The following is a 19,789-nucleotide window of genomic DNA, read 5'->3' as shown; positions in this document are numbered from 1 at the left end:
GAATATGGACAATGGTCCGTATGCGGGTTTATACCGAGCGCACGCCGCTGCTGCAGCGCATGAATTTCCCCTGTTTTACAGCATGTTATGCAAATTCCGGCGCTCGAAACAATATCGAGTTTACCAGGTGACAACGCTTTTTTCATCCTGTAGGATTTTTTCAAACAACGCAACCCAGCAGCCGGGTCACGGCGGCGACATAAGCAGGAACAACCACTTAGGAGAAAGAGAATGTCGTTTCAGGCACGTGCAACCACCATGCTCGGCAAGCTCGCCGTCGCGCTAGCGTTCGCCGGCATCACCGCCGCGGCGCACGCCGATACGGTCCGCGTGACCGTCGCCCACTACAGCGACGCCACCGCGCCGTACTTCGAGAAAATGGCCAAGCAGTTCGAGGCCGCCAATCCAGGCATCACGATCAAGATCGAAGACGTGAACTGGGACTCGCTGCAACAGAAGCTGCAAACGGACATCTCCGGCGGCGCGAACGCCGACCTCGCGATCATCGGCACGCGGTGGCTCCTCGACTTCGTGAAGGACGACATTGCCGAGCCGCTCGACCCGTACATGGACGCGAACTTCAAGGGCCGCTTCATCGGTCCGTTCCTGGCCCCGGGTCAGATCAACGGCAAGACCTACGGCCTGCCGATCGCCGCTTCGGCGCGCGCGCTGTACTACAACAAGGACATGCTCGCTTCGGTTGGCTATCCGCAAGGCCCGAAGACGTGGAACGACGTGATCGACGCGTCGAAGAAGCTCAAGGCGAAGGGCATTGCGGGCTTCGGTCTGCAGGGCAAGGAAATTGAAACCGACGTGTATTTCTACTACGCGTTGTGGACCCACGGCGGCGAAGTGGTGGGCAAGGACGGCAAGGCGGCATTCAACTCGCCGGCTGGCGTGAAGGCCGCAACGCTCTACAAGTCCATGATCGACGAAGGTCTCACGCAGCCGGGCGTGACGGGCTACAGCCGTGAAGACGTGCAGAACCTCTTCAAGCAGGGCCGCGTGGCGATGATGATCTCGGCGCCGTTCCTCGCCAAGCAGTTGCAGAAGGAAGCACCGAACATCAAGTACGGCATCGACCCGATCCCGGTAGCCACGACGCCCGCCACCTACGCGGTGACCGACTCGATCATGATGTTCAAGAACTCCAAGGTGAAGCAGAGCGCCTGGAAGTTCCTGGACTTCCTGTTCACGAAGGAACCGCGCGTGCAGTTCACGAGCACGGAAGGCTTCCTGCCGACCACGAAGGCTGAAGCGAGCGACCCGGCTTTCCAGAATCCGGACACGCAAGCCTTCATCGCGCTGCTGCCGCATGCGAAGTTCGCGCCCACCGTGACGGGCTGGGAAGACACCGCCAAGGCCGTGACCAACGCGATGCAGTCGGTCTACCTTGGCAAGGCCAAGCCCGCCGATGCGCTGAACCAGGCGGCCACCGAAGCGAACAAGTCGCTCGGCAAGTAAGTCTGGCAAACAAGCCCTGATGGCAACACCGGCGCGCGCCTGAAGTTTCCGGCGCGCGCCGGAGCGCCTGAGAACCGACGTTTCGAAGCACTGACGATTCGACATGACTACGGGTCCCCTGAAGCCCTCGCCCGCCACAGCACCGGCCGGCGATGCCCCCGACCGATCACGCGCACGAACCCGCATGAGCCGACTACCCCGCGCCGTTTCCGCGCCCCGCGCGCCCTGGCTCCTGATCGTGCCGAGTCTCGTGCTCGCGCTCTTCATCATCAGCTATCCGATCTTCAACATCGTGTATCAGTCGCTGCACGAGGTGTCGCGCTTCGGGCAGATTCGCGACTTCAGCGGCCTGCAGAACTTCTATAACGTATTCGGCGACCCGGTGTTCATGAGCGCCCTGAGGAACACGCTGATCTGGACATTCTTCGTCGTGGTGGGGACGGTGGGGATTTCCGTGCCGGTCGCGCTCGTGCTCAATCAGGACTTTTACGGCCGCGGCATTGCGCGCACGATCGTCATGCTGCCGTGGTCCGTCTCGCTCACGATGACGGCCGTGGTCTGGCGCTGGGCGTTCAACGACGACTACGGCATGGTCAATGTCACGCTGCAGCGCCTCGGGCTCACTACGGGGCCGATCCACTGGCTCGCGACGCCCGAGTATGCGTTCCCGGTGGAAATCTGCGTGGGCATACTCGTGTCGATCCCCTTCACGACCACGATCCTGCTGGGCGGCCTTTCCTCGGTGCCGGGCGATATTTACGAAGCCGCGCGCATTGACGGTGCGAGCGCCTGGCAACAGTTCCGCAAGCTCACGCTGCCGCTGCTCAAGCCGTTCATCAACATGGCGGTCCTGCTGAACGTGATCTACGTGTTCAACTCGTTCCCGATCATCTGGGTGATGACGCAAGGCGGACCCGACGACAGCACGCATATTCTCGTCACTTACCTTTACGAACTCGGCTTCCGGTTAGGACGACCTGGCGAAGCGGCCGCCGTCTCGCTCATCATGCTCGTCATCCTGTTCGCCTTCTCGGTGGTCTACCTGCGCCTGCAGGCAAAACGCGGCAGCGCCGAAGGAGACCTGGCATGAACCGCAAGCTCAAACGCTCGATCTGGTGCTGGCTCGTGCTCTCGCCGCTCGTCGTGGCCGTGCTGTTCCCGTTCGCGGTGATGTTCTTCACCTCGTTCAAGCCGGCTTCGGAAGTGTTCGTCTATCCGGCGCGCTGGCTGCCGATGCAGTGGCGCTGGCAGAACTACGTCGACATGTGGCAGGCCGCAAACTTCGGCGTCGCGCTGCGCAACAGCATCGTGGTGAGCTGTCTTTCCACCGCGCTCGCGCTCGCCGTGAGCCTCCCGGCCGCCTATGCGCTCGCGCGCTTTCCGTTCCGCGGGCGCGGCCTGTACCGCCAGTTCCTGCTCGTCACGCAGATGCTCTCGCCGATCCTGCTCGTGGTCGGCCTGTTCCGGCTCGCCGCGATGATTCCGTACGGCGACGGCAATCTCGTCGATTCGAAGATCGGCGTGATCGTCTCTTATGCGGCGTTCAATATCGCGTTTGCCGTGTGGATGCTCTCGTCGTATTTCCAGACCGTGCCGCGCGATCTCGAAGAATCGGCGTGGCTCGAAGGCTGCAGCCGCACGGGTGCCGTGTTCCGCGTGTTCCTGCCGCTCGCGGTGCCGGCCGTGGTGGTCACGGCGATCTTCACGTTCATCAGCGCGTGGAATGAGTTCGCCGTGGTCTACACGCTGATCCGCTCGCCCGAGAACAAGACGCTCACGGTGCAGGTCACCGACATGGTGGCCGGCAAGTACACCGTGGAATGGCAGCTCGTCATGGCGGCCACGCTCGCGGCCACGCTGCCGGTTTCCGTGGTGTTCGCCTGGCTGCAGCGCTACATGGTGAAGGGACTCGCACTAGGCGCCGTGAAGTAACAGGAAGTCTCGCGCCTACTTGCTCAATTCATGGCCGATCACGCCGCCGGCCACGGCGCCGCCCACGGTGCCTACTGCGCTGCCGTTGGTGGCCCGGTTGCCAACGTAGCCGCCCGCGGCGGCGCCGCCCAGCGTGCAGGCTCCCGTGCCCGCTGCGGTGAGCACGACGGTGATGACGAGTGAGGCGCGCGCGGCGCTCGAGCGTCGTAGCCAGTTCATCGCCGATTCTCCTGATCGATGGTCCTGGCTTTTATGCCAGCAAGCATCGTGCCGCGCCGGCTTTCAGCCGTGGTGCAGATGCAGCAGGATCAGCGTGAGCGTGACGAGTGAACCGAGTGTGGAATGCAAAATGGTACGCGACGTCACGTGCGCCTCGCGCCGGTAGTACTCGGCGAGCATGAACGGGCCGGTGCCCGTGGGCAGCGCCGCTAGCAACACCGCGATTTCCACGAGCGGGTCAGGCAACCCGAATACGCGATCGGCCAGCCACCACGTGAGCAGCGGCTGCCCGACGAGCTTGCAGAGCGTGAGCCACCACGACGACTCGCGCGGCGCCTCGCCGCTCGCGCGACGCTCGGCGAGAAACAGCCCGAGGCTCACAAGCGCGCACGGGCTCGCCGCGCCGCCCAGGAGCTTGAGAAACGTTTCCGCGCTAGCGGGCAGCGTGACATGCGCGGCCGAAACGACCGCCCCCAGCGCCGGCGCCACCAGCAGCGGATTGCGCAGCAGCGAGCGCACCACCTTGATGGCGAGCCGGTGCGGACGCCGCTCGCTTTGCAGTCCCGTTTCGATCAACACGATGGCGATGGCGAACAGCACGCAGACCACGAGGATCGTCGCGATGGTCGTGGGCGTGAGGCTCGACGGCCCGAAGGCGATCATGCACAGCGGGAAACCCACGTAACCGGTATTCGGATACGCGGCGGCAAGCCCGTCGATGCTCGCATCGGCGAGTGGGCGGCCGAGGAACACGCGCGCCCCCACCACGGCGACGAACACGGCGAGACCGGCAAGACCGAAGGCGGCGACGAACGCCGGCTGATAGAGCTCGTGCCACGTTGCGTGCGCAAGGATATCGAAGAGCAGCGCCGGAAGTGCGAGCCACACGACAAAGCGGTTCAGCTCGGAAGCCGCGGCGGCCCCGAGGACATTCGTGCGACGGCAGGCGAAGCCCGCGAAAATGAGACCGAAAACCGGCAGGAGAATGGAAACGGCAGAAAGCATCGGGATTCTTGAATGCAAAGCGCGCGGACGTGCCGCGCGCCAGGGTGAAACGGAAGACGAGCAGGTTCGCTAATCCATCGCCGCGTGACTCGTATCGACGGTGGCGGCGCTCGGGCCGGTGCGGATCAGAAAGAGCAGCGGAATCACGAGCAGCGTCGCCACGAACATCATCTTGAAGTCGTTCAGATACGCGATCATCTGGGCCTGCTGCGTGATCGACTGGTTGAGCACGGCGAGATCGTACCGCGAACCGCTTTCGAGCATCTGCTGAACCGCCGGATTGAACGGCGTGATGTTCGCGGCGAGGTCCAAATGCGCGATCTGCGTGCCGCGCGTGACGAAGGTCTGCACGATCGAAATGCCGATACTGCTACCGATGTTGCGCATCAAGCTATAGGTGGCCGTGCCGTCCGCGCGCAGTTGCGGTGTCAGCGTCGAGAACGTCAGCGCGGAAAGCGGCACGAACACGAAGCCGAGGCCAAAGCCCTGCACCACGCCCGGCCACACGATATCCGAGGGCGAAAGCACGAGCGTGTACTGCATCATCTGCCAGAGCGCGTAGGCGGAGACCACAAAGCCGAACAGCAGCATAATGCGCGCGTCCACGCGTTTCAGTATGCGTCCGGCTATCAGCATGGCGACCATGGTGCCCGCGCCGCTCGGCGCGGTCACGAGCCCCGTAGTGGCGACCGGATAGCCCATGAGGTTCTGCAGCATGGGCGGCAGCAGCGCGCGCGTGGCGTAGAGCACTGCGCCGATCACGAAGATGAAGAGCGTGCCCGTAGCGAAGTTGCGGTCCTTGAGGAGCTGGTAGCGAAAGAACGTGCCGGGCCCCGAGGTGGCCGTATGCACGACGAAGAACGCGAAGGCAATGACCGCCACCAGCGCCTCGATGCGGATCTCCAGCGAGCCGAACCAGTCGAGCTGCTCGCCGCGGTCGAGCAAGGCCTGCAACGCGCCGATGGCAAGCGCGAGCGTGGCGAAGCCGAACACGTCGAAGCGCTGCGTGCGGCCAGGCGCGCGCGCGGGCATGAAAGTCGAGACGCCGAAAAACGCGAACAGGCCCACCGGCACGTTGATGAAGAACACCCAGCGCCAGTTGTAGCTATCCGTGAGCCAGCCGCCCAGCGTGGGCCCCAGCACGGGACCGACCATCACGCCCATGCCCCAGACCGCCATGGCCTGCCCCTGGCGCTCGCGCGGATTGATGTCGAGAAGAATGGACTGCGAGAGCGGCACGAGCGATGCGCCGAACACGCCCTGCAACAGCCGCGACGCGACGATCTCGCCGAGCGTTTCGGAAAGCCCGCACAGCGCCGAGGCCACGGTGAAGCCGGCAATCGCCATGCCAAGGAGCCGCTTGACGCCGTAACGGTCGGCGAGCCAGCCCGTGAGCGGCGTGGCGATGGCGGCGGCGACGATATACGAGGTGAGCACCCAGGTGATCTCGTCCTGGGAGGCAGACAGCGTGCCCTGCATGTGCGGCAGCGCGACATTGGCGATCGTGCTGTCCAGCGTCTGCATCAGCGTGGCGAGCATGATCGAGAGCGTGATCATGCCGCGATTGAGCGGGGCTTCCTTGACCGGCTTCGCCCGATGCTGCGCGGCGGTGCCGTCCTGCATGACTGCGGTCATCGTGCGGGTGTCTGGCGGCTATCTTGATTGGGGGGCGGAGCGCGTCGAATTAATAAGCCTGCTTATTATACGACTCGCACCTGCTGACGCAATCGGTATCGCCAGGGACGCTCGTGCGAAGGCGCGAGCCGCCCGCCCGTATAATCGCGCGATGACTACCGACCTCGAAAAGCGCTTTGGCTTCCTGGTCGTCGACGTGGGCCGGCTCTATGGCAAACGTTACGACGAGCTTGCGAAGTCGTCGCTCGAACTCACGCGCGCGCAGTGCCGCATGATCGCGTACCTCGCGCACTACGGCGACATGAACCAGGCGCGCCTCGCCGAACTGCTGGAAGTGGCGCCCATTTCCGCGGGGCGGCTGCTCGAGCGCATGGAAGAAGGCGGCTGGGTCGTGCGCACGCCCAACCCGGACGACCGCCGCGAATTGCTGGTTAGCCTGACGCCCAGGGCACAAGGCGTGCTCACGGGCGCGCGCCGCGTAGGTGACGAAGTCCAGGCGGAAGCCCTGGCGGGCTTCACGCCTGAAGAAGCTGAGCAGTTCGGCGCGATGCTTCAGCGGGTGCGCGCCAATCTCGGCGCGCTGGTGGAACGGTAACTCCGAGCGATAACTCGCGTTATCGCAGCCGCACGAGCGTGGACTTGAGTTCCGTGTACTTCTCGAGCGCGTGCAACGACTTGTCGCGACCGTTGCCGGATTCCTTGAAGCCGCCGAACGGGAAGTTCATGTCCCCGCCTTCGTCGTAGCAGTTCACCCACACCGTGCCCGCACGGAGCCTGCGCGAAATTTCATGCGCGTGCGTGAGGTTCGCCGTCCAGACCGCAGCCGCGAGCCCGTAGTCACTGTCGTTGGCAATGCGCACCGCTTCGTCGATCGTGCTGAAGGTAATGACCGACAGCACCGGCCCGAAGATTTCCTCGCGCGCGATCTTCGTGTCGTGATGCGTATCGAACACCGTGGGCTGCACGTAGAAGCCCCCACCCTCGGCATTCACGCGTTCACCGCCTGTCAGCAGCTTCGAGTCCTTGCGACCGGCTTCGATATAGCTCAGCACCCGCTCCAGCTGAATCTTGTCGATGATCGCGCCCATCGACACATCCGGATCGAGAGGATTGCCTGGCTTATAGGCCTTCGCCGCCTCGACGAGCTTCGCGAGGAATACGTCCTTGATCTCGTGATGGACGAGCAGGCGCGATCCCGCCGTACACATTTCACCCATGTTGTAGAAGATCGCGCCCGCCGCCGCGTTCGCCGCACGGTCGAGGTCCGGGCAGTCGTGCAGCACGATATTGGGCGACTTGCCGCCAAGCTCCAGCCACACGCGCTTGAGATTCGACTGCCCCGCGTACTGCATGATCTGCTTGCCCACGTTCGTCGAGCCCGTGAACGCAATGCAGTCCACGTCGCGATGCAGGCCGAGCAGCTTCCCGGGCTCCCCGCCACCGGGCAGCACGTTGAATACGCCGGCCGGAATGCCGGCCTCGTGCGCAAGCTGCGCCACGCGAATGGCCGTGAGCGGCGACTTCTCCGAAGGCTTGAGCACGACACTGTTGCCCGCCGCGAGCGCGGGCCCGAACTTCCACGAGGCCATCAGGATCGGGAAATTCCACGGCACGACGGCGGCGACCACGCCAATGGGCTCGCGCGTGACGAGGCCCACCAGATGATGATCGGCGGGCACGACTTCGCCACCCACCTTGTCGATGGCCTCCGCGAACCATTCCACACAATAAGCCGCGCCTGGCACATCTACGGTCGTCGTGTCGCCAATCGGCTTGCCTGCGTCGAGCGTTTCGAGCAGCGCGAGTTCGTCGAGATGCTCGCGCATGAGCGCGGCCCAGCGCAGCAGAACGGCCTTGCGCGCACGCGGATTCAGGCCAGCCCAGACGCCTTCGTCGAACGCGCGGCGGGCAGCGCCGACCGCGGCATCGACATCGGCTGCGCCGCAATCGGCCACGCTCGCGAGCACGCGGCCGTCGATCGGGCTCACGCAATCGAACGTGCGGCCCGAATATGCATCGCGATACGCGCCGTCGATGAATGCGCGACCTTCGATCGGAAGCGTCGCGGCCCTGTCCTGCCAGTAAGCGAATGTTTTCTTTTCCATCAGGATGCCTCAATGATTTGCGATCCACCTTGCACGCTGCAACGCGGCGTCAGGTGAAACGGGTTCGCGCGATCAGGGAGTCAGAAGGTGGGCGGCGAGTTCGCCGACACCACTTCGCAGACTTCGTTCGCGCTGGGATTGCGAAACCGGTGCGGGAAGCGGCTTTCGAAATAGTAGCTGTCTCCGGGGTCGAGCAGCCAGGTCGTGCCCTCCACGGTCAGCTCGAGTTGTCCGGCGACCACCACGCCCCCTTCGTGCCCCGCATGCACCAGCATTTCAGGGCCGGTATCGGCCAGCGGCTGATAGACCTCGCGCATGATGCCCATGTTGCGGTCCTTCACGTTCGCGCCGGCCAGATAGAACTCGATCGATTCGTTGCCGAGGTTCGGCATTTCGCCGCGCCGCGACACGACTTCTGTCCCTTCGGTCAGGTCAAATGTGAAGAATTCAGCGAGGCTCATTGGTATGCATTCGAGCAGCTTCTTGAGCGACCCCACCGAGGGACTGACGCGACTTTGCTCGATCAGCGAGATCGCGCCATTGGTCACGCCTGCGCGCTTGGCGAGCTCGCGCTGCGACAAACCATAGCGTTTGCGGACATAACGTAGACGCGTGGCGACTTCGGATGACACAGAGGCGGACTCGGACACGATGAAGGACCGTTGGCAGTGAACGCGCGAGGAGAGGGCGCGGTGGACGTGTTGAATATTCTAATCAGTTTGCTTTATTTTGCGTCAGTACAAACCCCTGTAAGTTATTCGAAATATAAGTGCAGGAGCCGATATTTCGCAGAGCGAGCTATTTCAAAGGGCGCTCGGGGAAAGTGCTGACATCAAAAACTTGAAAAAATAATTGACGCCCTTTTTGACTCGTATATGCTGAACTACAGGTCGAACACTGCATCGTTTCTATCGCGTTGCAACGCAAAAACCGCGTTTTATGCGAGGAACATAGCAAGTCGGCTGAGTTTGGAAAGCAATACATCGATGTCGTTCAATGTTTGATGCATCGCTGAATTTGACGACCTCGAATGCTTGAACCAAACGCCTTTTTCAACGCAACCAGTCGAGTGTTATTGTGAGAGTCCGTGGCCCTCTGGTGAGGTGGGATCGTAGTCATGCGAGGTGTCTTCGCAGTGACTGCACCGCCATCGCCGACGGCAGTAGCGGCAGGCTTGCCTCTCGCCTGTTCCTGTCCGTCTTCACGATCCTTTCCCGCCGCTCTGTTCGGCGTCACAACTCGGTCTCTGCACGCGCCTTCATTGCCGTCCACACGGACGAAGTCGCGTCGCTTCTGCCCTAGCGCCTCTCCTTCCCGCGCTGTTCGTTTTCTTCGCCGTCGTTGGTTCGCGAAGTGTCCTGTCGCGCCTTCGCGATGTGGCTGCGCACGCCTGAACACCGTTGCGCCTCACAACGGCAAGAAACGAACCGCCTACATGATCTCCACGCGCAGCGCCATCCGTTAGCGCCGCTGCGCGGAGCACACAGGGTTTGTAGTTTTGCGTCCCGCAAGGCTGCAAGGTCATGTCACGCCCGTAGCGCCGACACACTACGCACGGGCAAGCAACCGAATCATTAGTCATGCGAACCAGACCATTAGTTGGCGTCACGGCCGACCGCACGATGATGGGAGCGCACGCGTCACATGTTGCCGGCGAGAAGTACATCGCCGCGGCTGTGGATGGAGCAGGCGCGCTCGCACTCGTGCTGCCCGCCCTGGGCGAGCGGCAGACTGCGGCAGACATTCTCGAAGCCGTGGACGGACTGCTTTTCACCGGCAGCTATTCGAACGTCGAGCCGCATCGTTACGGCGGCCCGGCAAGCGAGAGCGGCACGCTGCACGACCCCGCTCGCGACGCCACCACGCTGCCGCTCCTGCGCGCCGCGATCGAGGCCGGCGTGCCGGTGCTCGCGATCTGCCGCGGCTTCCAGGAGATGAACGTGGTGTTCGGCGGCACGCTGCATCAGCAGGTGCACAACGTTGCGCGCTACGACGACCATCGCGAGAACAAGGACGATCCGCTCGACACGCAATACGGTCCGGCGCACGCGTTGAAGCTCGTGGAAGGCGGTGTGCTGCAACAGCTTGCGGGCGGCGCGCGCGAAGCACGCGTGAATTCGCTGCACGGTCAGGGCATCGAACGGCTGGGCGCGGGCCTCGTGGCCGAGGCATTCGCACCCGACGGCCTTATCGAAGCCGTGAGCGTTGCGAACGCACCCGGTTTTGCGCTTGGCGTGCAGTGGCACCCCGAATGGAAGTACGCCGACGACGCGCTGTCCACCGCTATCTTCCGCACGTTCGGCGAAGCCTGCCGCAACCACATGCTGGCCCGAATACCGGGCGGGGCCGGACACGACGTGGCGCATGCGCCGCGCGCCGCCCACGCCTGATGCCGGCCCATACAGAACAGAGAGAAAGATCATGCATGAAATCGACGAATTCCTGAAGAAGCACCACATCACCGAAATCGAAGCCATCATCCCCGACATGGCGGGGATTGCGCGCGGCAAGATCATCCCGCGCAGCAAGTTCGAATCGGGCGAGGCGATGCGCCTGCCGCAAGCCGTGATGATCCAGACCGTAACGGGCGACTACCCCGAGGACGGAAGCCTCACCGGCGTCACCGACCCCGACATGGTGTGTGTGCCCGACCCTTCGACGATCCGCATCATTCCATGGGCTGTCGATCCCACCGCGCAAGTGATTCACGACTGCGTGCATTTCGACGGCACGCCTGTCGAGATCTCGCCGCGCCGCGTGCTGCGCCGCGTGCTCGACCTGTATGCCGCGAAGGGCTGGAAGCCGGTGATCGCGCCGGAACTCGAGTTCTATCTCGTCGATATGAACAAGGATCCGGATATTCCGCTCGCGCCGCCCATCGGCCGTACAGGCCGTCCGGAAACGGGCCGCCAGGCGTATTCGATCGAAGCGGTGAACGAGTTCGATCCGCTGTTCGAAGACATCTACGAGTACTGCGATATTCAGGATCTCGAAGTCGATACGCTGATTCACGAAGTGGGCGCGGCGCAGATGGAGATCAACTTCCTGCACGGCGATCCGCTCAACCTCGCCGACCGCGTGTTCCTTTTCAAGCGCACGGTGCGTGAAGCCGCGCTGCGCCATCACATGTACGCCACGTTCATGGCCAAGCCCATGGAGAACGAACCGGGCTCGGCTATGCACGTGCATCAGAGCCTCGTTTCGGAGGAAAGCGGTCAGAACCTCTTCACGGGTTCGGACGGCAAGCCCACGGACATGTTCTACGCGTATATCGCTGGCATGCAGAAGTACACGCCAGCGCTCATGCCGATCTTCGCGCCGTACATCAACTCGTATCGCCGCCTTTCGCGTTTCATGGCCGCGCCGATCAACGTGGCATGGGGCTACGACAACCGTACCGTGGGCTTCCGCGTGCCGTACTCGTCGCCGGCTGCGCGCCGCGTGGAAAACCGCATTCCCGGCGTGGACACCAACCCGTACCTCGCGATCGCCGGCACGCTGGCCGCGGGCTATCTGGGGATGACGCAGCATCTCAAGCCCACCGAACCGCTCGTAAGCGACGGCTACTCGCTGCCCTACCAGCTGCCGCGCAATCTCGAGGAAGGCCTCACGCTGATGGGCTCGTGCGAGCCGCTCAAGGACATCCTCGGCGAGAAGTTCGTGCGCGCCTACCTCGCGCTCAAGGAAACCGAATACGAAGCCTATTTCCGCGTGATCAGTTCGTGGGAACGCAAGCACCTGCTGCTGCACGTGTAAAAACGAAAGGAGATACAGCAATGAGCTATCGAATCGACGCCCCGGCCAGCGCGCTGCAGGAAGTGCCGACGACGCTACGCGCGCAATCCAGCCGAACGGCGCGCTCGACGAGCGAGTACCGCGCGCTGGACGCCGCGCATCACATTCACCCGTTTTCGGATATGGGCTCGCTCAACCAGACGGGCAGCCGCGTGATCGTGAAGGCGAAAGGCGTATACCTGTGGGACTCGGAAGGCAACCAGATCATCGACGGCATGGCCGGACTCTGGTGCGTGAACGTGGGCTATGGCCGCAAGGAACTGGCCGACGCCGCCTACGAACAAATGCTGGAACTGCCCTTCTACAACACCTTCTTCAAGACCACGCACCCTCCGGTCATCGAATTGTCGGCGCTGCTCGCGCAGCTTTCGCCCGAGCCGTTCAACCACTTCTTCTATTGCAACAGCGGCTCCGAAGGCAACGACACGGTGCTGCGCATCGTGCATCAGTACTGGCTCACGCAAGGCAAGTCCTCGAAGAAGATCGTCATCTCGCGCCGGAATGCGTACCACGGCTCGACCATCGCGGGCGGCACGCTGGGCGGCATGGGTTACATGCACGAGCAGATGCCCTCGAAGGTCGAGAACATCGTGCACATCGACCAGCCGTACTTCTATGGCGAAGCGCAAGGCAACATGTCGCCCGAGGAATTCGGCCTCGCGCGTGCGCAGCAGCTCGAAGCGAAGATTCTCGAAGTGGGCGCGGAGAACGTGGCCGCCTTCATCGGCGAGCCGTTTCAGGGCGCGGGCGGTGTAATCTTCCCGCCCTCGACCTACTGGCCGGAAATACAGCGCATTTGCCGCAAGTACGACATCTTGCTGTGCGCCGACGAAGTCATCGGTGGCTTCGGCCGCACCGGCGAGTGGTTCGCGCATCAGCACTTCGGCTTCGAGCCCGACCTCATCACGATGGCCAAGGGCCTCACGAGCGGCTACGTGCCGATGGGCGCCGTGGGCATTCACGACCGCATTGCGAAGGCGCTCATCGAGAACGGCGAGTTCAATCATGGCCTCACGTACTCGGGGCATCCGGTCGCCGCCGCCGTGGCCGTGGCGAACCTCAAGCTGCTGCGCGACGAAGGCATCGTCACGCGCGTGAAGAACGACACCGGCCCGTACTTCCAGCAACGCCTGCGCGAGACGTTCGCCAATCATCCGATCATCGGTGACATCTCGGGCGCAGGTCTCGTGGCGGGCCTGCAGCTCGCCGAAGATCCGAAGGCGCGCAAGCGCTTCGCGAATGGCGGCGACGTGGGCACGCTGTGCCGCGACTTCTGCTTCAACGGCAACCTCATCATGCGTGCCACGGGCGACCGCATGCTGCTCTCGCCGCCGCTCGTCGTCACGCGCGGCGAAATCGATGAAATCGTGTCGAAGGCGAAGAAGGCCATCGACCAAACCGCGCAACAACTGGGTCTTTCTTAACGCGACTTGTCCACGGCGGGCGGCGCAACGGGGTGCTGGGCCTCCCGCCGATCTTCATCTTCAGGGGAAAGCAACATGAGTGTTAGTCATCTTCGTCATGCGGTCGCGATCGCGGCCCTCGCAGCGTGTGCAGGCCTCACGGCCATTCCCAGCGCGCCAGCGCACGCGGCAGACGGCGATCTGAACGTCTACAACTGGTCCGACTACATTGCGAAAGACACGATCCCGAACTTCGAAAAAGAAGCGGGCATCAAGGTCAAATACGACAACTACGACAGCGACGACACGCTCCAGGCCAAGCTGCTGGCCGGCAGCTCGGGCTATGACATCGTCGTGCCCACCTCGAATTACATGGCCAAGCAGATTCAGGCGGGTGTCTACCAGAAGCTCGACAAATCGAAGATCCCCAACCTCGCGAACCTCGATCCCGTGCTCATGCACATGATCTCAGACGCGGACCCGGGCAACCAGTACGGCGTGCCCTGGGCGTTCGGCACCGATGGCATCGGCTACAACAAGCAGGCCGTGGAAAAGGCGCTCGGGCCGAACGCGCCGGTCGATAGCTGGGCGCTCGTGTTCGATCCGCAAAATCTCTCGAAGCTCAAGGGCTGCGGCGTGTCGTTCCTCGACCAGGCCGTGGACGTGTTCGCCGCGACGCTGCAATACATGCACAAGGACCCCAACAGCACGAACCCCGCGGACTATCAAGCCGCATTCGAAGTGCTGAAGAAAGTCCGCCCGTATATCACCCAGTTCAATTCGTCGGGCTATATCAACGACCTCGTGAACAACGATATCTGCGTTGCCGTGGCATGGTCGGGCGACGTCGGCATCGCGCACCGCCGCGCCGAAGAAGCCAAGCGCTCGTACGACGTCAAATTCTCGAACGTGAAGGAAGGCGGTCTGCTGTGGTTCGACGTGATGGTCATACCCAAGGACGCACCGCACCCCGAAAACGCGATGAAGTGGATCAACTACATCTCGGATCCGAAGGTCAACGCGCAGATCACCAACGAAGTGTTCTACCCGACGGCGAACAAGGCCGCACGCCAGTTCGTCACGCCGGCAGTCGCGCAGGACGCGACGGTGTACCCGTCGGAAGACGTGCTCAAGAAGATGACGCTGATGAAGCCGATGCCGGCCGACATCCTGCGCCTTGAAAACCGTCTGTGGGCCCAGTTGAAGACCGGCCACTGACGCGTTGATTCCCCCCTGAAGGAAACAAGAAGGAGACGACGCGGAAGAGGGATCGCTCGACCCCTCTCCGCCTGAAGTACGCAATTCCGAAGTCAGGCCGCGCAGCGCCGCCCCCCTGCTTTGACGACGCGCGCGAGCCTTTTCCGAGCTCCGTTCGCAGTACTAATCGCGAGTCGCGTCAGCGCCCCGTGCAGGCCGGCTCGCGCCTGAAAAACGTGTACTGCGATCAGAAAGGAACCAAGGTCAGATCATGAATTCGACGTCCAAAGTCAACGCCCCAGAAGCTTCGCGCGCCAACGCGACCCCGGCAACGAACGATGCGTTCGTGCGTATCGAAAACGTCGTCAAGAAGTTCGGCGATAGCACTGCCGTGGACAACGTGAACCTGAACATCGCCAAGAACGAGCTTTTTGCGCTGCTCGGCAGCTCGGGCTGCGGCAAGTCCACCCTGCTGCGCATGCTCGCGGGCCTCGAAACGGCCACGTCGGGCCGCATCTTCGTCGATGGCGAAGATCTCGCGTCGCTGCCGCCGTACCGCCGCCCCGTCAACATGATGTTCCAGTCGTATGCGCTCTTCCCGCACATGAGCGTGGAGTCGAACGTCGCGTTCGGCCTCAAGCAGGAAGGCGTGCCGAAGAACGAAATTCGCGAGCGCGTGGCCGACGCGCTCAACCTCGTGCAGATGGGCCGCTACGCCAAGCGCAAACCGCATCAGCTTTCGGGCGGCCAGCAGCAGCGCGTGGCGCTTGCGCGCTCGCTCGTGAAGCGCCCCAAGCTCCTGCTGCTCGACGAACCGATGTCGGCGCTCGACAAGAAGATCCGCCAGAAGACCCAGCTCGAACTCGTGAACATCATCGAGAAAGTCGATGTCACCTGTGTGATGGTCACGCACGATCAGGAAGAGGCGATGACCATGGCCAACCGCCTCGCCGTGATGAGCGAAGGCCGCATCGTCCAGATCGGCTCGCCCGGCGAAGTCTACGAATTCCCCAACAGCCGCTTCTCGGCCGAGTTCATCGGCTCGACCAACCTGTTCGAAGGCAAGGTCGTCGAGGACGAGCCCGATCACATCTTCGTGGAAAGCGATGACCTCGAAACGCGCATGTACGTGAGCCACGGCGTGACCGGCCCGCTCGGCATGCCCGTGGGTATTTCGGTGCGGCCGGAGCGCGTGCGCGTGACGCGCGAGAAGCCCGGCACGCCGCACAACTGGGCGCGCGGCGTGGTCACGGATGTCGCCTACATGGGCAGCTATTCGCTTTATCACGTGCGTCTGCCGGGCGGCAAGGTGGTCGTCTCGAACCTCTCCAGTTCGCATCTCATGAACGATGGCGCGCCCGCCTGGAACGACGATGTCTACGTGTCCTGGTCGCCGGCCAGCGGCGTCGTGCTCACGCAGTAAGGAGACCTCCATCATGAGTACCACCATTCCCGCCACGCCCGGCTCAGGCCGCGCCGCCGCAGACGCTCGCCGGGGCGCGCTCGCGCGCTTCTTCTCGCGCTTCGTGCCCTCGGGCCGCACCGCCGTGATCGGCGTGCCGTTCATCTGGCTCACGCTGTTCTTCGCGCTGCCGTTCGTGCTCGTGCTGAAGATCAGCTTCGCCGACCAGGTGATGGCCGTACCGCCCTACTCGAATCTCGTCGAGATGAAGGACGGCGTGGTGCACTTCGCGCTGCAACTGGGCCACTACGCGTTCCTGCTGCAGGACAGCCTGTACGTCGCCACGTACATCAGCTCGCTGAAGATGGCGGCAGTCTCGACGATCTTCTGCCTCTTGATCGGCTACCCCATCGCCTACTACATCGCGCGCTCGAACCCGGCCACACGCAACCTGCTCATGATGGCCGTGATGCTGCCGTTCTGGACTTCGTTCCTGATCCGCGTGTACGCGTGGATCGGCATTCTCAAGGACGACGGCCTGCTCAACCACGCGCTCATGGCCGTCGGCCTGATCCACTCTCCGCTGCGTCTCTATCACAGCGACGCGGGCGTCTACATCGGCATGGTCTATTCGTACCTGCCCTTCATGGTGATGCCACTCTACGCGCACCTCGTGAAGATGGACCTCACGCTGCTCGAAGCCGCCTACGACCTGGGCGCGAAGCCCTGGGTGGCCTTCACGCGGATCACGCTGCCGCTCTCGAAGAACGGAATCATCGCGGGCAGCCTGCTCGTGTTCATTCCCGCCGTGGGCGAGTACGTGATTCCCGAACTGCTCGGCGGCGCCGACACGCTCATGATCGGCCGCGTGATGTGGGACGAGTTCTTCAACAACATGGACTGGCCTATGGCGTCCGCCGTCACCGTCGCGATGGTGCTGCTGCTGCTCGTGCCGATGGCTCTCTTCCAGCACAACCAGGTCAAGGAACTGGAGGACCGCAAATGATCAAGCCCAATCGCGCACTCTCCGCAGGGGTGCTCACGCTCGGCATGCTGTTCCTGTATATCCCGATCGTCAGCCTCGTCGTTTATTCGTTCAATGAGTCCAAGCTTGTCACCGTCTGGTCGGGCTTCTCGCTGAAGTGGTACGCCGCCCTGCTGCAGGACGACGAACTGCTCAGCGCCGCGTGGCTGTCGCTGAAAATCGGTCTGATGACGGCGTTCGCCTCTGTCGCGATCGGCACATGGGCCGGCTACGTGCTCGCCCGCATGGGCCGCTTCAGGGGCTTCGCGTTCTTCGCGGGCATGATCAACGCGCCGCTCGTAATTCCCGAGGTCATTCAAGGCATCTCGCTGCTGCTCCTCTTCGTTGCAATGGAGCAGTTGCTCGGCTGGCCAAAGGGACGTGGCGTACTGACCATGTGGATCGGCCACGTGATGCTGTGCGTGTCGTATGTCGCGATCATCGTGCAGTCGCGCGTGAAGGAGATGAACAAGTCGCTCGAGGAAGCCGCGCTCGATCTCGGCGCCACGCCGCTCAAGGTGTTCTTCGTCATCACGCTGCCGCTCATCTCGCAGGCCCTGCTCTCGGGCTGGCTGCTCTCGTTCACGCTTTCGATCGACGACCTCGTGCTGTCCGCGTTCCTTTCCGGACCGGGCTCGACCACGCTGCCGCTCGTCGTGTTCTCGCGCGTACGTCTCGGCCTGAACCCGGAGATGAACGCGCTCGCCACGCTCTTCATCAGCGCGGTGACGATCGGCGTGATCGCCGTGAACCAGCTGATGAGCGCACGCGAGAAGAAGCGTATGCGCGACATGCAGCTCGCCTTCGTCCAGCCCGATGCCGCCGAAGCCGTCACGCCAGCCGCCGCCCCTGCCGGCGCGGTGGGTGCGCCGATCGGACGGCGCGCGGCGTGACGAGCAATCCATAAGAAGCCTATGCGACCCGTGCGGGTGGCGGTGCGCGCCGCCCGCCGCGCCCCAGCCACACGCCGAAGTATCTGTATTAACGACCAACAAGGAGAATTCCAATGAAGAAGAAGTTAATCTGTCTGCTGGTGGCCGGGGCGTTGCCAGGGCTCGCTTTTGCCGACTCGACCAGCGAACAGATCAAGGCCCTGCAGGAGCAGCTCAACGCCCTGCAAAAAGAGGTCAAGTCCCTGAAGACCGAGCTGGCACAGTCGAAGAGCAGCGGCAAGGTGGTAGCCGCAGCACCGGTGACACCCGTAGCCGCAGCAGCGCCGGTCGACATCAGCTCGCCCGACTACGGCAAGGCGCAGGCGAACCTGACCAACGACCAGGTCGATGCGATGAAGCAGCAGATCGCGAACCAGCAGCTCAAGGTCGATTCGCTCACCGACGCCGCCAACACCGGTCCGCTCGCGGGCTTGTCGATCACCGGCTACATCGACCCGACGTACATCTACAACCGTGCACCGGGCACCTCGTCGTTCCTGTTCGCGAACCACACGGGTTCGTATAACTACTTCAACAGCACGTTCGGCGATGTCTATCTCGACATCAAGAAGACCTTCGGCGTGGGCCCGATGGCGCCTTCGGCCGAAATCACGCTCATGCCCAACCGCGGCAACGGCATCACGCTGCTGCAGAACGAGCACGGCGAAATTGGCAACAACATCCTGAACACGGCAGTCGTTACTGTGCCGGTGACTGCCACGGGCACGTTCGTCGCCGGTCTCATGCCGAGTTTTGGCGGCTACGAGGTGCAGCAGTCCAACCAGATGCTCACGCTCACGCATAACCTGCTCTACGACTTCTCCGATCCGGGCAGCTATGTGGGTATCGGCTGGAACTACACACCGAGCGGCAGCCAGTGGGCGTTCAAGTTCATGATCGGCAACGAGCAGTACCGCACCAATGGCGCGGTCGTGCAGACGGGCCAGAACGCGCTGGGCGACCCGATCACCACGAGCAACAGGATCCCGACGTTCACGGCGCGAGCCGACTACACGTGGTCTAGCGCACTCGACATCGGCGGCTCGTTCAACATCGGCCGCCAGACGCTGCCGAGCGCGTTCGATTCGACGACGGGTCAGGCCGTGTACGGCGTGGGTGGCCAGGCATCGAGCTCGGGCGGCTACTTCTTCTTCGGCGAAGTGGACGCAAGCTACACGCTCGCGGACATCCAGTACAACGCCGAAGTCGATTACGGCCAGCAGCAGCGCGCGGCATTCAACGGCGGCAACGCGCAGTGGTACGGCTTCTCACTGCTCGCGCACCGCAAGTTCTTCGCACCGGTGGTGGGCCGCATGGGCGTGACGGCGCGCTACGACCTGCTCGCGAACGGCAAGAACGGCGGTGGTGGCGGCGGCATCGTGCTCAACTCGAACGGCATGGATACGGCCAACGGCTTCGGCATTGGTGCGGACTGCCTGGCAAACTCGAAGGCCGGCGGCGGCTTCGGCTTCGAGTGCAAGGGTGCAACCCGTCAGGACGTCGCGCTCGACCTGCTGTTCTTCCCGACGCAGCAGATCCAGGTGAAGGTGGAATATCGCCACGACTGGGCCACGCAGCGCGTGTTCCTGAACAGCGACGGCTCGTACAGCAAGAGCAACGACTTGCTGGGCGCGCAGTTCATCTACTCGTTCTGATGAAGTCGCGGCGGGCGGCGG

The 19,789-nt window shown here is 63.1% G+C and carries 18 protein-coding genes; 13 read left to right on the top strand and 5 right to left on the bottom strand.

From position 1 onward, the window contains the following. The first annotated feature begins 231 nt into the window (after window positions 1-231). The 3 genes from BFD71_RS02090 to BFD71_RS02080 all read left to right on the top strand — a co-directional run bounded on the left by BFD71_RS02090 (window position 232) and on the right by BFD71_RS02080 (window position 3,396). On the top strand, window positions 232-1,464 hold the full coding sequence (locus tag BFD71_RS02090) for an ABC transporter substrate-binding protein (protein WP_069261601.1): 1,233 nt from the start codon (window positions 232-234) through the stop codon (window positions 1,462-1,464). Window positions 1,465-1,648: 184 nt separating this feature from the next. Then, window positions 1,649-2,554 carry a carbohydrate ABC transporter permease gene (locus BFD71_RS02085; protein WP_069261600.1) on the top strand — a complete coding sequence of 302 codons (906 nt, stop codon included), beginning with the start codon at window positions 1,649-1,651 and terminating at the stop codon, window positions 2,552-2,554. Continuing rightward, complete coding sequence (locus BFD71_RS02080; RefSeq protein ID WP_069261599.1) at window positions 2,551-3,396, top strand: carbohydrate ABC transporter permease; 846 nt, start codon at window positions 2,551-2,553, stop codon at window positions 3,394-3,396. The genes BFD71_RS02085 and BFD71_RS02080 overlap by 4 nt, the downstream gene beginning before the upstream one ends. A 15-nt stretch (window positions 3,397-3,411) precedes the next feature. On the opposite strand, the gene BFD71_RS02075 is transcribed toward BFD71_RS02080, so the two are convergent. From BFD71_RS02075 to BFD71_RS02065, 3 genes are all read right to left on the bottom strand, one after another. Next, entirely contained in the window at window positions 3,412-3,615 is a 204-nt protein-coding gene (locus BFD71_RS02075) for a glycine zipper 2TM domain-containing protein (RefSeq protein WP_069261598.1), read from the bottom strand. Window positions 3,616-3,678: 63 nt separating this feature from the next. Next, window positions 3,679-4,620 carry an AEC family transporter gene (locus tag BFD71_RS02070; protein WP_069261597.1) on the bottom strand — a complete coding sequence of 314 codons (942 nt, stop codon included), beginning with the start codon at window positions 4,618-4,620 and terminating at the stop codon, window positions 3,679-3,681. A gap of 69 nt (window positions 4,621-4,689) precedes the next feature. Further along, complete coding sequence (locus BFD71_RS02065; protein WP_176732814.1) at window positions 4,690-6,177, bottom strand: DHA2 family efflux MFS transporter permease subunit; 1,488 nt, start codon at window positions 6,175-6,177, stop codon at window positions 4,690-4,692. 229 nt (window positions 6,178-6,406) lie between these two features. On the opposite strand from BFD71_RS02065, the gene BFD71_RS02060 reads away from it, so the two are divergent. Beyond that, window positions 6,407-6,850: a MarR family winged helix-turn-helix transcriptional regulator gene (locus BFD71_RS02060; protein ID WP_069261595.1), complete on the top strand. Its 444-nt coding sequence runs from the start codon at window positions 6,407-6,409 to the stop codon at window positions 6,848-6,850. A 19-nt stretch (window positions 6,851-6,869) separates the two neighbouring features. Here the strand turns inward: BFD71_RS02060 and BFD71_RS02055 are convergent, their stop codons facing one another. Further along, complete coding sequence (locus tag BFD71_RS02055) at window positions 6,870-8,360, bottom strand: aldehyde dehydrogenase (RefSeq protein WP_069261594.1); 1,491 nt, start codon at window positions 8,358-8,360, stop codon at window positions 6,870-6,872. Window positions 8,361-8,440: 80 nt separating this feature from the next. Then, window positions 8,441-8,992: a cupin domain-containing protein gene (locus tag BFD71_RS02050; protein WP_069261593.1), complete on the bottom strand. Its 552-nt coding sequence runs from the start codon at window positions 8,990-8,992 to the stop codon at window positions 8,441-8,443. A 445-nt stretch (window positions 8,993-9,437) separates the two neighbouring features. Between BFD71_RS02050 and BFD71_RS41950 the strand changes: the two genes are divergently transcribed. The 9 genes from BFD71_RS41950 to BFD71_RS02010 all read left to right on the top strand — a co-directional run bounded on the left by BFD71_RS41950 (window position 9,438) and on the right by BFD71_RS02010 (window position 19,768). Further along, on the top strand, window positions 9,438-9,662 hold the full coding sequence (locus BFD71_RS41950) for a hypothetical protein (RefSeq protein WP_236596917.1): 225 nt from the start codon (window positions 9,438-9,440) through the stop codon (window positions 9,660-9,662). A gap of 278 nt (window positions 9,663-9,940) precedes the next feature. Next, entirely contained in the window at window positions 9,941-10,750 is an 810-nt protein-coding gene (locus BFD71_RS02045) for a gamma-glutamyl-gamma-aminobutyrate hydrolase family protein (RefSeq protein ID WP_069261592.1), read from the top strand. Between the two features lie 31 nt (window positions 10,751-10,781). Beyond that, window positions 10,782-12,116 (top strand): glutamine synthetase family protein, encoded by a 1,335-nt coding sequence (locus BFD71_RS02040; protein ID WP_069261872.1) that lies wholly within the window; start codon window positions 10,782-10,784, stop codon window positions 12,114-12,116. Window positions 12,117-12,136: 20 nt separating this feature from the next. Beyond that, the gene (locus BFD71_RS02035) at window positions 12,137-13,579 is read left to right on the top strand and encodes an aspartate aminotransferase family protein (protein ID WP_069261591.1); all 1,443 of its coding nucleotides are present in this window, start codon (window positions 12,137-12,139) and stop codon (window positions 13,577-13,579) included. A 75-nt stretch (window positions 13,580-13,654) separates the two neighbouring features. Continuing rightward, window positions 13,655-14,776 carry a polyamine ABC transporter substrate-binding protein gene (locus BFD71_RS02030; RefSeq protein WP_069261590.1) on the top strand — a complete coding sequence of 374 codons (1,122 nt, stop codon included), beginning with the start codon at window positions 13,655-13,657 and terminating at the stop codon, window positions 14,774-14,776. Window positions 14,777-15,026: 250 nt separating this feature from the next. Further along, window positions 15,027-16,178 carry an ABC transporter ATP-binding protein gene (locus BFD71_RS02025; protein WP_069261589.1) on the top strand — a complete coding sequence of 384 codons (1,152 nt, stop codon included), beginning with the start codon at window positions 15,027-15,029 and terminating at the stop codon, window positions 16,176-16,178. 13 nt (window positions 16,179-16,191) lie between these two features. Then, on the top strand, window positions 16,192-17,163 hold the full coding sequence (locus BFD71_RS02020) for an ABC transporter permease subunit (RefSeq protein WP_069261588.1): 972 nt from the start codon (window positions 16,192-16,194) through the stop codon (window positions 17,161-17,163). Next, window positions 17,160-18,074, top strand: coding sequence for an ABC transporter permease subunit (locus BFD71_RS02015; protein ID WP_069261587.1), 915 nt, complete (start codon window positions 17,160-17,162; stop codon window positions 18,072-18,074). The genes BFD71_RS02020 and BFD71_RS02015 overlap by 4 nt, the downstream gene beginning before the upstream one ends. Window positions 18,075-18,187: 113 nt before the next feature. Then, complete coding sequence (locus BFD71_RS02010; protein ID WP_069261586.1) at window positions 18,188-19,768, top strand: DUF3138 family protein; 1,581 nt, start codon at window positions 18,188-18,190, stop codon at window positions 19,766-19,768. The last annotated feature ends 21 nt before the right edge of the window (window positions 19,769-19,789 follow it).

Origin of the sequence: Paraburkholderia nodosa, assembly GCF_001718195.1 — a bacterium.
GTDB classification, from domain to species: Bacteria; Pseudomonadota; Gammaproteobacteria; order Burkholderiales; family Burkholderiaceae; genus Paraburkholderia; species Paraburkholderia nodosa_A.
Note: the sequence above shows the minus strand (reverse complement) of the source record. Positions and strands in the feature narration are given on the sequence as shown.

Excerpts from the sequence above, each read along its gene's own strand:
- BFD71_RS02090 (WP_069261601.1), top strand. The coding sequence starts at position 232 with ATGTCGTTTCAGGCACGTGCAACCACCATGCTCGGCAAGCTCGCCGTC.
- BFD71_RS02085 (WP_069261600.1), top strand. The coding sequence starts at position 1,649 with ATGAGCCGACTACCCCGCGCCGTTTCCGCGCCCCGCGCGCCCTGGCTC.
- BFD71_RS02080 (WP_069261599.1), top strand. The coding sequence starts at position 2,551 with ATGAACCGCAAGCTCAAACGCTCGATCTGGTGCTGGCTCGTGCTCTCG.
- BFD71_RS02075 (WP_069261598.1), bottom strand. The coding sequence starts at position 3,615 with ATGAACTGGCTACGACGCTCGAGCGCCGCGCGCGCCTCACTCGTCATC.
- BFD71_RS02070 (WP_069261597.1), bottom strand. The coding sequence starts at position 4,620 with ATGCTTTCTGCCGTTTCCATTCTCCTGCCGGTTTTCGGTCTCATTTTC.
- BFD71_RS02065 (WP_176732814.1), bottom strand. The coding sequence starts at position 6,177 with ATGATCACGCTCTCGATCATGCTCGCCACGCTGATGCAGACGCTGGAC.
- BFD71_RS02060 (WP_069261595.1), top strand. The coding sequence starts at position 6,407 with ATGACTACCGACCTCGAAAAGCGCTTTGGCTTCCTGGTCGTCGACGTG.
- BFD71_RS02055 (WP_069261594.1), bottom strand. The coding sequence starts at position 8,360 with ATGGAAAAGAAAACATTCGCTTACTGGCAGGACAGGGCCGCGACGCTT.
- BFD71_RS02045 (WP_069261592.1), top strand. The coding sequence starts at position 9,941 with ATGCGAACCAGACCATTAGTTGGCGTCACGGCCGACCGCACGATGATG.
- BFD71_RS02040 (WP_069261872.1), top strand. The coding sequence starts at position 10,782 with ATGCATGAAATCGACGAATTCCTGAAGAAGCACCACATCACCGAAATC.
- BFD71_RS02035 (WP_069261591.1), top strand. The coding sequence starts at position 12,137 with ATGAGCTATCGAATCGACGCCCCGGCCAGCGCGCTGCAGGAAGTGCCG.
- BFD71_RS02030 (WP_069261590.1), top strand. The coding sequence starts at position 13,655 with ATGAGTGTTAGTCATCTTCGTCATGCGGTCGCGATCGCGGCCCTCGCA.
- BFD71_RS02025 (WP_069261589.1), top strand. The coding sequence starts at position 15,027 with ATGAATTCGACGTCCAAAGTCAACGCCCCAGAAGCTTCGCGCGCCAAC.
- BFD71_RS02020 (WP_069261588.1), top strand. The coding sequence starts at position 16,192 with ATGAGTACCACCATTCCCGCCACGCCCGGCTCAGGCCGCGCCGCCGCA.
- BFD71_RS02015 (WP_069261587.1), top strand. The coding sequence starts at position 17,160 with ATGATCAAGCCCAATCGCGCACTCTCCGCAGGGGTGCTCACGCTCGGC.
- BFD71_RS02010 (WP_069261586.1), top strand. The coding sequence starts at position 18,188 with ATGAAGAAGAAGTTAATCTGTCTGCTGGTGGCCGGGGCGTTGCCAGGG.